The organism is Pseudomonas atagonensis, from assembly GCF_011369485.1.
Lineage (GTDB): Bacteria > Pseudomonadota > Gammaproteobacteria > Pseudomonadales > Pseudomonadaceae > Aquipseudomonas > Aquipseudomonas atagonensis.
Map to the genome: position 1 here is coordinate 25323 of NZ_VXCA01000035.1, position 12113 is coordinate 37435.

Consider the following 12113-nt stretch of genomic DNA (forward strand, 5'->3'; position numbering starts at 1 on the left):
ATTCACCAATGAGAACGGATGACGTCTTGAAATAATTAGTCGGCAGGCTGGAACGCCAATGGAGCTGGGCTGCGGCGGCGTGTCGCAGTTCTCACATCGCACTTTTATGGCGCATTACTTCTCTTTCTCAATTGACAATCATTATCATTCAACATAATTTGTCGCTCGATGTGTAGGACGGCCGCGTCCCCAGGCGTCCCACTAACCTATTGGCAGCAAGGTGATTTCCATGACGGAACAAGTATCCACAAGCAGGTGCGATTCACCGCTACTTCAGGCATTCGTCGACAATCGACTGATTCTGGTCAAAATCGCAGCCCGCATTACCGGCTGCCGGTCGCGCGCCGAAGATGTGGTGCAGGATGCGTTCTTCCGACTGCAATCGGCGCCACCGATCACGTCGTCGATCAAAGCTCAACTGAGTTATCTGTTCCAGATCGTGCGCAACCTCGCCATCGATCACTACCGCAAACAGGCGCTGGAGCAGAAATACTCAGGCCCTGAAGAGGAAGGGCTGAACGTGGTCATTCAGGGTGCTTCGCCAGAAACCTCGCACATCAACTTCTCGACCCTGGAACACATCGCCGACGCCCTGACCGAACTGCCGAGCCGCACCCGTTATGCGTTCGAGATGTACCGCTTGCACGGCGTGCCACAGAAAGACATCGCCAAGGAACTCGGCGTCTCGCCGACTCTGGTCAACTTCATGATTCGTGATGCGCTGGTGCACTGCCGCAAGGTCTCGGGCAGCCGCCGTGATGCGATGATTGCAGGTCGTCGTTAGGACTCAAATCTGGCGTCAAGCCATTCGCGAGCAAGCCCGTTCCCACATTCGACCGCGTTTCTTCAAACCAAATGCAGTCGAATGTGTGTGTGTGTGGGCTTGCTCGCGAAGACGACCTCAAGATCGCGACAATCCTGAGGCCTGGCCATCAAGCCAGTTTGCACCGATCAAAAAACCGCTCGCGCCCCAGAATCATCAATGCCGCCCGCTTGTGCGGAAAATCGAATTCCTTCTCGCAGTGAAAGCACTGGTTCTGCATGTAGCCGATCATCTTCGCGTTGTCGGCACGCGGCTCGGCGACCACCCGCTGAGTGCGCGGATCATCCAGAAACAGGTAGTGCACCAGCGCCGATAACCAGCTCGCCACTTTGTGCGGGCCGCGGTGATCCTCTTCGCCGACCAGCATATGAATGCCGCGATCGTAATTGTCGGCATCGTAGAACGGCGCTATGCGATCTTCCTTCGCCCAGTACGCTTCAAAGTAGGCAAACGGCTGATCATCGAAACAGCCGATCAGGGTCAGCGTGTGCGGATCCGCGTCAAGCTTGCTCAGGTATTCGCGGTGCTTTTCAATGCTGCCCTCTTCTTCCCAGAAACTCGCCACCCGCGGGCTGTTCTGCCAGCGATTGAAACGCGGCAAATCCTCTTCGATCTCCACCGTACGCAGGGAAATCCAGGCGCCGAGGCGCGCATCGAAACGCCGATAGACTTCGCCACGTGGTTTCACCGGTCGTAGCGGATGACGTTTGCCTTGGCTGATGACCATTTGCTGCGGATAGCTGCCGGTCAGCGAAGCACCGAGCCAAGGTTGCGGCAATTGCCAGAACAACGTGCGCTCGCAACGGTATTCACCAGTGACCTCCGTGTTCACCAGCAAACCACTGAGCAACGCTTCGGTCGGCGGCTGATCGAGTTGCCAGATCAACTGCTGGCACCCGGGATCGCGGGCGAACAGCCAATAACACGCCGCCCACAACGCTTGCCCCGGCGGCAGGGCAAAACGCTCATCGATCTGGATCGGCCCTTTGGCTTCTCGGTCGAGACGCAGGCGAATCAGTGGTTGCCCGTCCAGGCTCAGGCTCAGACGGCTTTCGGTTGCATCGGCTACCAATTGGCTGCCCGAAGGCAAGGCCAGGGCAGTCAAGTCATTCAGATTGGACATGGGTCGGGCTCACGATAATCGTCGACAGTTCAACGATGGGACGTGAGCCGAAAGGGGAAATTTAGGCTTTGCGTGCAAATCGGCGCTTCAGGGATGCGACACCGGCACCACGGCAATCTTGTACGGATCGAAAATCTTCAGCATCTGGCCGTTGTCGCGCAAGCCCTGCAGCAACTTGCCGAACGCCTCGCCGGTGATCGGCGCCTGCGGGCGCAGGATCGCATAATGGTGGTAGACCTGATCGATCCGCTGCGACACCAGCAACTCCTCGCGCACCTTTTCGTTGCGCAGCAGGTAATCGAACAGATACGAGCGCGTGACCAACGCGATGTCCGCCCGACCGCGCAGCACCATCAGCAGGTTGCTGTCGTGGGAATAGGTCAGCGTGGCGTTGTAGGTTTCCGCAAGGTACTTGGGATCGGCATTGAAGTTGGCGAACTCATAGTGATAGCCACTGTAGAGCGCCAGGCGTTTGCCCTTGAGATCGGCGAAGTAATTCTGCTGGCGACCGGGTTTGTTCTGCGCGACAAAGATTTCCGCGTCTTCCAGGCCCATGTCGACGGTGGCGTGAGGAATGTCCTTCCAGCCCCACTCCGGGTTCTCGAAGATGGCCATGTCGGTGCGAGCGTCCTTGAAGTCGCCGAACCGCCGGGGAATCGAGGTTGGCACCAGTTCGAAGTGGTAGTCGCTCTGCAAGTTGTTCAGTGCCGCCACCAACTCCGGCAGCAGGCCGGTGTCGGCACCGTTTTCCGGGCGAATGGTGTAAGGCGGAAAGTGCGCTGCGCCCACCCGAACCACTTGCACCGCCTGAGCAGGCAATACCCATAGTGCAGTCAGCGCTGCGAGCATCAGCCCTGCGGCCGTCCGAATTGGCGAAAACTTCAAAACACCCCACTCCCCAAAAAATACCGATCAATGCATTCAAGCTAGGCGGTTTCGCCCAGTTAGCCAGTTTCATCGCCGGACAGAAAAAATCTAGCGCTCTTCAAGCACCAGAATCAACGCCTCTTCGGCCAATTGATCGAGGCTCAGACTGCCACCGGATTTGAACCAGGTGGTGGTCCAGGACAGCGCGCCCGTGAGGAACCGACGCGTGATAAACACGTCACCACGGATGAACCCGGCCTCCTTGGCTTCGCCCAGCACTTGCAGCCAGATGTCCTCATACACATCACGCAGCGCCAGCACTTTGGCCTGGCCCTCGTCGGACAGCGAACGCCATTCATAAACCAGCACCGCCATCGCCTCACCGCTACCACCCATGATCGACTGCAATTCACAGCGGATCAGCGCCAGCACCCGCTCGCGCACATTGTCGGCCTCGGCCAGCGCGGCACGCATCAACGCGGTGTTGTAACGGATGGTTTCTTCCATCACCGCACGGAGGATTTCATCCTTGCTCTTGAAGTGATGAAAAATACTCCCGGACTGAATCCCCACCGCACCGGCGAGATCGCGCACGGTGGTGCGTTCATAACCTTTGTTACGAAACAGGTGAGCCGCCACTTGCAGCAGTTTGCCGCGGGCGCTGTCCGGGTCAGTCAATTGGCCTTGATCGACCAATTCGCGCATGACCCTCAGGGCTTTTTGCTCGTCCACCCGTTCTCTCCTACAGTCGATCTGTCTGTTGCCCCCTGAAACCGCAGGGTTGCGCGCAATTTAAGCCGCCGGCCGCGACCAAGCAAGCGCTTGGGCGGAAGATATTTTCCAGCTGTTTACAAACCAAGCGCTTGCTTGGTAGCCTCCGAACACATCTGTCGCAGGTTTCTGAGTCGGAGATAAAAATGCCCACCACCGTTCGCATCGGATGCGCCAGTGCTTTCTGGGGAGATACGTCGACGGCTGCCGCGCAGCTGGTGAACGGCGGACGTCTGGATTACCTGGTGTTTGATTATCTGGCCGAAATCACCCTGTCGATCATGGCCGGCGCCCGCATGAAAGACCCGCAAGCGGGTTATGCCGGTGATTTCATCGATGTCCTGGCACCGCTGCTGCCACAACTGGCCGAGCAGAAAATCCGCGTCATCAGCAATGCCGGCGGGGTCAATCCACAGGCTTGCGCCACCGCGCTGCAAGCTGCCTGTGACAAGGCTGGGGTGAATCTTAAAATCGCCGTGTTGCTGGGCGATGACCTGCAAGCGCAATTCAAACACCTGAAAACCCAGGAAATCCGCGAGATGTTCAGCGGCGCCCCGCTGCCGCCGATGTGCGTCTCGACCAATGCCTACCTCGGTGCGCCGGGCATCGTCGAAGCCCTGCGTCTGGGCGCCGACATCGTCATCACCGGACGTGTGGTCGACAGCGCCGTGGTCAGCGCCGCGCTGGTGCACGAGTTCGGCTGGTCGTGGCACGACTACGACAAACTCGCGCAAGCGGCGCTGGCCGGGCACATCATTGAATGTGGCGCGCAATGCACCGGCGGCAACTTCACCGACTGGCGCGACGTGCCGGATTACGAACACATCGGTTTTCCCATCGTTGAAGTCAGCGCCGACAGCCAATTCATCGTCAGCAAACCTAAAGGCTCGGGCGGGCTGGTCACGCCCCTGACCGTTGGCGAGCAGATGCTCTACGAGATCGGTGATCCTCAGGCGTATTTGCTGCCGGACGTGGTCTGCGATTTCAGTCAGGTGAAACTTCAGCAACAAGGCAAGAACGCGGTGCAGGTTCACGGCGCCAAAGGCTTGCCACCCAGCGATCAATACAAAGTCAGCGCCACCTACCCGGACGGCTTTCGTTGCACCGCCAGTTGCCTGATCGCCGGCATCGATGCAGTGGACAAGGCGCGCCGCGTCAGTCAGGCGATTCTCGACAAGACCGCAGAGATGTTCAGCCAGCGCGGTTGGGCACCCTACAGCGAAACCAGCATCGAACTGCTCGGCAGTGAAGCCACATACGGCCCGCACGGCCAGCGGCGCGACAGCCGCGAAGTGGTGATCAAACTCGCGGTGCGTCACCCCGACAAACAGGCGCTGATCCTGTTCTCCAGAGAAATTGCCCAAGCGGCCACGGGCATGGCGCCGGGGCTGACCGGCATCGTCGGCGGACGGCCAACGGTGTACCCGGTTATCCGCCTGTTCTCGTTCCTCATTGCCAAGAATGCCTGCCACCTGCAAGTCGACATCGGTGGGGAACGCGTGCCCTGCGCCCTGTCCGCGCTGACCGCACTCGACAGTCAGGACTTGCCCATCCCCCATCAACCGCCGAAACCCCAAGGCGCCGCCGACGCCAGTGTGCCGCTGGTGAAACTGGCGGTGGCGCGCTCCGGTGACAAAGGCAACCACAGCAACATCGGCGTCATGCCGCGCCAACCCGAATACCTGCCATGGATCGCCGAAGCGCTGACCCCGGCGGTGATCGTCGACTGGATGAGCCATGTCCTCGATCCGATTCATGGTCGCGTCGAGCGCTGGTATCTGCCCGGCACCCACAGCCTCAACTTTCTATTGGAAAACGCCCTCGGCGGCGGTGGCGTGGCCAGTCTGCGCATCGATCCGCAAGGCAAGGCCTTCGCCCAGCAACTGCTGGACATTCAGATCCCGGTGCCACAGAGCATCGCCGAACAGCTCGACTAGAGGATTGTTTGCATGGCGTACGCGTCGATTTTCAAAGCCGGTCTGTTCAGCGGCCAGACCCTCATCGTTACGGGGGGAGGCAGCGGCATCGGGCGCTGCACCGCCCATGAACTCGCAGCACTCGGCGCCAATGTCGTGCTGGTCGGGCGCAAGCCGGAAAAGCTGCAAAAGGTGGCCGGCGAGATCGCCGAGGACGGAGGCCGCGCACACTGGAAAGCCTGCGACATCCGCGATGAGGAAGCGGTGAAGCAACGGGTCAGCGAACTGATCGCTGAGCACGGGCCGATCCACGGACTGGTCAACAATGCCGGCGGCCAGTACCCGTCGCCACTGGCCTCGATCAACCAGAAAGGTTTCGAAACCGTGCTGCGCACCAATCTGGTCGGCGGTTTCCTGATGGCCCGGGAAGTGTTCAACCAGTCGATGAGCAAACACGGCGGCAGCATCGTCAACATGCTCGCCGACATGTGGGGCGGCATGCCGGGCATGGGCCACTCGGGCGCCGCGCGTTCGGGCATGGACAATTTCACCAAGACCGCCGCGTTTGAATGGGGTTACGCCGGCGTGCGGGTCAACGCCGTCGCGCCGGGCTGGATCGCGTCCAGCGGCATGGACACTTATGAGGGCGCGTTCAAAGCGGTGATCCCGACACTGCGCGAGCATGTGCCGCTCAAGCGCATCGGCACTGAATCGGAAGTCAGCGCAGCGATTGTCTTTCTGCTCAGCCCGGCTGCCGCGTTCATCAGCGGCAGCACCTTGCGCATCGACGGCGCAGCCAGCCTCGGCAGTCGCGCCTGGCCGCTGCACAAGGCAACGCACAGCGAATCCTTCAACGGATTTCACCGCGCCTATATGCCGGATGTCTTGAAGGACAAGGAGTAAGCCATGCCGCAAATCCTGTCTCAACTCGACCCCCACAACGATGCCTTTGCGCGCAATCGCTCGGCGATGCTTGCCGCCATCGAGCAAGTGCAGCAACTCGAACAGAACCTGCTGAACAAAGCCGCCGAAGCCAAAGCGAAGTTCGACAAGCGCGGGCAACTGCTGCCCCGCGAACGCCTGAATCTGTTGCTCGACCCCGGTGCGCCGTTTCTCGAACTGGCCAGCCTCGCCGGTTACAAACTGCACGATGACAAGGATGGCAGCGCCGCCGGTGGAGGATTGATTGCCGGCATCGGTTACGTATCCGGCGTGCGCGCCATGGTCGTGGCCAATAACAGTGCGATCAAGGGCGGCACGATTTCGCCCACCGGCCTGAAAAAATCCCTGCGCCTGCAACAGATCGCCCAAGAGAACAAATTGCCGGTCATCACCCTCGCCGAAAGCGGCGGCGCCAACCTCAACTATGCAGCGGAGATTTTCGTCGAAGGCGCACGCAGTTTTGCCAATCAGGCGCGGATGTCGGCGATGGGGTTGCCGCAGATCACCGTGGTGCACGGCTCGGCCACAGCGGGCGGCGCTTATCAACCGGGATTGTCGGATTACGTGGTGGTGGTGCGCGGCAAGGCCAAACTGTTTCTTGCCGGCCCGCCACTGCTCAAGGCCGCCACCGGTGAAGTGGCCACCGATGAAGAACTCGGTGGTGCCGAGATGCACGCGCAAGTCGCCGGGACGGCTGAATACCTCGCGGAAAACGATGCCGATGGTGTGCGCCAGGTGCGCGAAATCCTGCGCATGCTGCCGTGGAACGAGCAACTGCCGTGGCTGCCCAAACCGCAGTTCAAAGAACCGCTCTACCCCATCGATGAACTGCTCGGACTGATCCCGGACGATCCGAAAAAACCTTACGACGTGCGCGAAATCATCGCGCGTATTGCCGACGAATCCTGCTTCGTCGAATTCAAGGGCGAGTTCGATCAGCAGACCGTTTGCGGCCAGTTGAAAATTCAGGGGCGCGCCTGCGGTTTCATCGGCAACAACGGCCCGATCACCCCGAACGGTGCGAGCAAAGCGGCGCAGTTCATTCAGTTGTGCGATCAAAGCCAGACGCCGCTGCTGTTTTTCCACAACACCACAGGCTTCATGGTCGGCACCGAATCGGAACAGCAGGGCGTGATCAAACACGGCTCGAAACTGATTCAAGCGGTGGCCAACGCGCGAGTGCCCAAGCTGACGATTGTCGTCGGCGGCTCCTACGGTGCCGGCAACTACGCCATGTGCGGTCGCGGTCTCGATCCACGTTTCATTTTCGCCTGGCCCAACAGCCGCACCGCCGTGATGGGCGGCGCCCAGGCCGGCAAGGTGTTGCGCATCGTCACCGAAGCCAAACAGCTCAAGGACGGCCTGGTGCCCGACCCGAAAATGCTCGACATGCTGGAGCAGGTCACCGCGCAGAAACTCGACAGCCAGTCCACCGCTCTCTACGGCAGCGCCAACCTGTGGGACGACGGGCTGATCGATCCGCGCGACACCCGCACCCTGCTCGGTTATCTGCTGGACATCTGCCACGAAGCCGACATCCGCACGTTGCAACCCAACAGCTTCGGCGTCAGTCGGTTCTGATCGCCACGGATTAAAGGAGAACAATAAAAATGATCTTCACCCCGGAACACGAAGCACTGCGCCGCACCGTCCGCCAATTCGTCGAGCACGAGATCAATCCGCACGTCGATGAGTGGGAGAAGGCCGGGCGCTTTCCGATTCACGAGATTTTCCGCAAGGCCGGTGAACTGGGTTTGCTGGGGATTTCCAAGCCGGAAAAATTCGGCGGCATGGGCCTTGATTACAGCTACTCGATCGTCGCCGCCGAAGAGTTCGGCACTATTCATTGTGGCGGGATTCCGATGTCAATCGGCGTGCAGACCGACATGTGCACGCCCGCCCTCGCCCGCTTCGGCTCGGATGAATTACGCGAAGAGTTCCTCCGTCCGGCAATCACCGGCGAGCAGGTCGGCTGCATCGGCGTTTCCGAAGTCGGTGCCGGCTCCGACGTCGCCGGGCTGAAGACCACCGCGCGCAAGGACGGCGACGACTACGTGATCAACGGCAGCAAAATGTGGATCACCAACTCGCCGAGTGCCGACTTTATCTGTCTGCTGGCCAACACCTCGGACGACAAACCGCACATCAACAAGTCGCTGATCATGGTGCCGATGAACACGCCGGGGATCAGTTTGAGTTCACATCTGGACAAGCTCGGCATGCGCAGTTCGGAAACCGCTCAGGTGTTTTTCGACAACGTGCGCGTGCCGCAGCGCAATCGCATCGGCCACGAAGGCGCCGGTTTCATGATGCAGATGCTGCAGTTCCAGGAGGAACGCCTGTTCGGCGCGGCCAACATGATCAAAGGCCTGGAGTACTGCATCGACAGCACCATCGAGTACTGCAAAGAGCGCAAGACCTTCGGCAACGCGCTGATCGACAACCAGGTCATTCACTTCCGTCTCGCTGAATTGCAGACCGAAATCGAATGCCTGCGCGCATTGGTCTATCAAGCCACCGAACAGTATGTGAAAGGTCAGGACGTCACGCGTCTGGCCTCGATGGCCAAGCTCAAGGCCGGGCGCCTTGGCCGTGAAGTCAGCGACAGTTGCCTGCAATATTGGGGAGGCATGGGCTTCATGTGGGACAACCCGGTGGCCCGCGCCTATCGCGATGTGCGGCTGGTGTCGATTGGCGGCGGCGCCGACGAAATCATGCTGGGAATCATCTGCAAACTGATGGGCATCCTGCCGGGGAAAAGGAAATGAGCCACCTGCCGGATTGCCAGACGCTGCTGCTGGAACTGCACGGCGGCGTGTTGCACGTGACCCTCAACCGCCCGGAAAGCCGTAATGCAATGAGCCTGCAAATGGTCACGGAACTGCGCGCGGTGCTAGCGGCGGCTCGCGATGACCGCGCGATTCGCGCCCTGGTGTTCAGCGGTGCTGGCGGGCATTTCTGTGCCGGCGGGGACATCAAGGACATGGCCAGCGCACGCGCTCAGGGTGCCGACGCGTATCGCGATCTGAACCGTGCATTCGGCGCCTTGCTGGAAGAAGCGCAACACTCACCGCAAGTAGTGATCAGCGTGCTGCAGGGTGCGGTGCTGGGCGGCGGCTTCGGTCTGGCCTGCGTCAGCGACATCGCGATGGCCGACCATCAGGCGCAATTCGGCCTGCCCGAAACCAGCCTTGGCCTGTTGCCGGCGCAGATCGCACCGTTTGTGGTGCAGCGCATCGGCCTGACTGAAGCCCGGCGGCTGGCATTGACGGCGGCGCGTTTCGATGGTCATCAAGCGCGACGGCTGGGGCTGGTGCACTTTGTCGAACAGGACGCGCAAGCATTGGCCGAGCGCCTGGACGAAGTCCTGCAACATGTTTTGTGTTGCGCCCCCGAAGCAAATGCCCTGACCAAGAAGTTGCTGCTGGCCAGTGCCGGACAGCCGTCGGGTGCGTTGCTGGATGAGGCGGCGCAATGGTTCAGCGAAGCGGTGACTGGCGAAGAAGGCATCGAAGGCACCCTGGCTTTCGTGCAAAAACGTAAACCGGGTTGGGCCACTTGAATGCTTCGCGAGCAAGCTCGCTCCCACAATGGTTCTGAGTTGTTCACCAGACCTGTGGGAGCGGGCTTGCTCGCGAAGAGGCCAGCACATTCACCGTCAACACTTCAGGAAGATCACCATGCCCGCCATCCACAAAATCCTGATCGCCAACCGCGGTGAAATCGCCTGCCGCATCCAGCGCACTGCGCAGGCCCTCGGCTACCGCACGGTCGCGGTATTCAGCGACGCCGATGCCGACGCGCCGCACGTGCAAATGGCCGATCAAGCCGTGCGGATCGGCCCGGCACCGGTGCAACAGTCTTATCTGAACATCCCGGCGATCCTCGATGCCGCACACCGCAGCGGGGCCGATGCGGTTCATCCCGGCTACGGTTTTCTCTCGGAAAACGCCGAATTTGCCCGCGTCTGCGAACAGGCCGGCCTGACCTTCGTCGGCCCGAGTGTCGAGGCCATCGAGTTGATGGGCAGCAAGCGCCTGTCGAAAATCGCCATGCTCGACGCGGGCGTGCCGTGCATCGCCGGTTATCAAGGATCCGCACAGGACGACGCGACCCTGCTGCGCGAGGCCGAACGCATCGGCTATCCGCTGATGATCAAGGCCAGCGCCGGTGGCGGCGGTCGTGGCATGCGTCTGGTGCACAGCGCGTCTGAACTGCCGGCACAACTGCGCACCGCACGCTCGGAAGCGCTCAATGGTTTTGGCAATGACGAACTGATCCTCGAACAGGCCTTGATCGAACCGCGACACGTAGAAATTCAATTGTTCGGAGATCAACACGGTCACTTGATCTACCTCGGCGAACGCGATTGCTCGGTGCAGCGCCGCCACCAGAAAGTCATCGAAGAGGCGCCCTGCCCGGTGATGACCACCGAACTGCGTCAGGCCATGGGTGAGGCGGCGCTCAAGGCCGGGCGCGCAGTCAATTACGTCGGTGCCGGCACCGTAGAGTTTTTGCTGGATGCGCGCGGGGTTTTCTACTTTCTGGAGATGAATACGCGCCTGCAAGTCGAGCACCCGGTGACTGAACTGATCACTGGGTTGGATCTGGTCGCCTGGCAATTACAGATTGCCGAAGGTCAACCGCTGCCGTTGACCCAGGATCAGGTTCAGCTCAATGGCCATGCGATGGAAGTGCGGCTCTATGCCGAAGATCCGGCGCAAGACTTTCTGCCGCAAACCGGTCGCATCCAGGCATGGGAGCCGGCGAAGCAACACGGCGCACGCATTGATCACGGCTTGCGCGAAGGCCAGTCGATCAGCCCGTTCTACGACCCGATGCTCGGCAAACTGATCGCCCACGGTGCGACGCGTGAAGAAGCCCGACGCAAACTGTTGCGAGCCGTGCAGGACACCGTGCTGCTCGGCGTGCACAGCAATCAGCGTCTGTTGGCGCAACTGCTGCAGCATCCGCAGTTCATCGAGGGTAAATTCAGCACAGCGTTTATCGCCGGGCATTTCAGCGATCACCCTTGCCTGCGCCCTCACTCGCCAAGTGCCGAGGAACTGGCGGTTGCCACCCTGTTGTTTTATCAGCGCAGCACGCAGGTGCATCGCGCGCCGCTGTCAGGGTGGCGCAACAACGCCGGCGTCCCTCTGCACTATCGCCTCGGTCTGGACGAACAGAACTGGAACACGCAACTGATTGCCGGGGCACAGGGCCGCTTTCAGGTGCAAACGGCGGATCGCACACTTGAGCTGAACGTCATCGACTGCACGCCCCGCGCGATAACCGTGGAGATCGATGGCGTGCGCCAACGCCGCGCCTATCGCCTTGAGGCCGAGCATATCTGGCTGTTCACCCAGCCCGGCAATCTGCGCCTGGAGGATCGAACTCACGCTGTGATCGACAGTCAGACCACGGTCAGTTCCGGCACCTTGAAGGCACCGATGGATGGCGCCATCGTCGACGTGCTGGTCAGCGAAGGCAGCCCGGTCAGCAAGGGCCAACTGCTGGTGGTGCTGGAGGCAATGAAAATGGAGCACCCGCTCAAGGCCGGCATCGACGGCGTGCTCAAGCGGGTGCAGGTCAAGGTTGGCGATCAGGTAAAAAATCGTCAGGTTCTGTTGCAGGTCGAGTAGTCAGCCGCGCGCAAACGCAGGGTTTGACT

Annotated in this window: 10 protein-coding genes; 7 read left to right on the forward strand and 3 right to left on the reverse strand. The window is 60.6% G+C overall.

All coding sequences use genetic code 11. From position 1 onward, the window contains the following. Nucleotides 1–229 precede the first annotated feature (229 nt). Nucleotides 230–784, forward strand: coding sequence for an RNA polymerase factor sigma-70 (locus tag F2P67_RS23300; RefSeq protein ID WP_166224280.1), 555 nt, complete (start codon nt 230–232; stop codon nt 782–784). A 148-nt stretch (nt 785–932) separates the two neighbouring features. On the opposite strand, the gene F2P67_RS23305 is transcribed toward F2P67_RS23300, so the two are convergent. From F2P67_RS23305 to F2P67_RS23315, 3 genes are all read right to left on the reverse strand, one after another. Further along, nucleotides 933–1946: a GNAT family N-acetyltransferase gene (locus tag F2P67_RS23305; RefSeq protein ID WP_166224283.1), complete on the reverse strand. Its 1014-nt coding sequence runs from the start codon at nt 1944–1946 to the stop codon at nt 933–935. A gap of 87 nt (nt 1947–2033) precedes the next feature. After that, nucleotides 2034–2831: a substrate-binding periplasmic protein gene (locus F2P67_RS23310; RefSeq protein ID WP_166224286.1), complete on the reverse strand. Its 798-nt coding sequence runs from the start codon at nt 2829–2831 to the stop codon at nt 2034–2036. A 90-nt stretch (nt 2832–2921) separates the two neighbouring features. After that, a complete protein-coding gene (locus F2P67_RS23315) occupies nt 2922–3545 on the reverse strand; it encodes a TetR/AcrR family transcriptional regulator (protein WP_343045172.1) in 624 nt (207 codons plus the stop codon). Nucleotides 3546–3730: 185 nt separating this feature from the next. Between F2P67_RS23315 and F2P67_RS23320 the strand changes: the two genes are divergently transcribed. From F2P67_RS23320 to F2P67_RS23345, 6 genes are all read left to right on the forward strand, one after another. Continuing rightward, entirely contained in the window at nt 3731–5521 is a 1791-nt protein-coding gene (locus F2P67_RS23320; RefSeq protein ID WP_166224289.1) for an acyclic terpene utilization AtuA family protein, read from the forward strand. A 12-nt stretch (nt 5522–5533) separates the two neighbouring features. Beyond that, a complete protein-coding gene (locus F2P67_RS23325; protein WP_166224292.1) occupies nt 5534–6403 on the forward strand; it encodes an SDR family oxidoreductase in 870 nt (289 codons plus the stop codon). Between the two features lie 3 nt (nt 6404–6406). Continuing rightward, a complete protein-coding gene (gene atuC / locus F2P67_RS23330) occupies nt 6407–8023 on the forward strand; it encodes a geranyl-CoA carboxylase subunit beta (protein ID WP_166224295.1) in 1617 nt (538 codons plus the stop codon). Between the two features lie 29 nt (nt 8024–8052). Next, entirely contained in the window at nt 8053–9210 is a 1158-nt protein-coding gene (atuD, locus tag F2P67_RS23335) for a citronellyl-CoA dehydrogenase (RefSeq protein ID WP_166224298.1), read from the forward strand. Continuing rightward, on the forward strand, nt 9207–10004 hold the full coding sequence (locus F2P67_RS23340) for an enoyl-CoA hydratase/isomerase family protein (protein WP_166224300.1): 798 nt from the start codon (nt 9207–9209) through the stop codon (nt 10002–10004). Before atuD ends, F2P67_RS23340 begins: the two co-directional genes overlap by 4 nt. A 118-nt stretch (nt 10005–10122) precedes the next feature. Further along, entirely contained in the window at nt 10123–12084 is a 1962-nt protein-coding gene (locus tag F2P67_RS23345) for an acetyl/propionyl/methylcrotonyl-CoA carboxylase subunit alpha (RefSeq protein ID WP_166224303.1), read from the forward strand. The last annotated feature ends 29 nt before the right edge of the window (nt 12085–12113 follow it).

What these genes read in the sequence shown, in the direction of transcription:
- F2P67_RS23300 (WP_166224280.1), top strand. Translation starts at nt 230, where the DNA reads ATGACGGAACAAGTATCCACAAGCAGGTGCGATTCACCGCTACTTCAG.
- F2P67_RS23305 (WP_166224283.1), bottom strand. Translation starts at nt 1,946, where the DNA reads ATGTCCAATCTGAATGACTTGACTGCCCTGGCCTTGCCTTCGGGCAGC.
- F2P67_RS23320 (WP_166224289.1), top strand. Translation starts at nt 3,731, where the DNA reads ATGCCCACCACCGTTCGCATCGGATGCGCCAGTGCTTTCTGGGGAGAT.
- F2P67_RS23325 (WP_166224292.1), top strand. Translation starts at nt 5,534, where the DNA reads ATGGCGTACGCGTCGATTTTCAAAGCCGGTCTGTTCAGCGGCCAGACC.
- atuC (WP_166224295.1), top strand. Translation starts at nt 6,407, where the DNA reads ATGCCGCAAATCCTGTCTCAACTCGACCCCCACAACGATGCCTTTGCG.
- atuD (WP_166224298.1), top strand. Translation starts at nt 8,053, where the DNA reads ATGATCTTCACCCCGGAACACGAAGCACTGCGCCGCACCGTCCGCCAA.
- F2P67_RS23340 (WP_166224300.1), top strand. Translation starts at nt 9,207, where the DNA reads ATGAGCCACCTGCCGGATTGCCAGACGCTGCTGCTGGAACTGCACGGC.
- F2P67_RS23345 (WP_166224303.1), top strand. Translation starts at nt 10,123, where the DNA reads ATGCCCGCCATCCACAAAATCCTGATCGCCAACCGCGGTGAAATCGCC.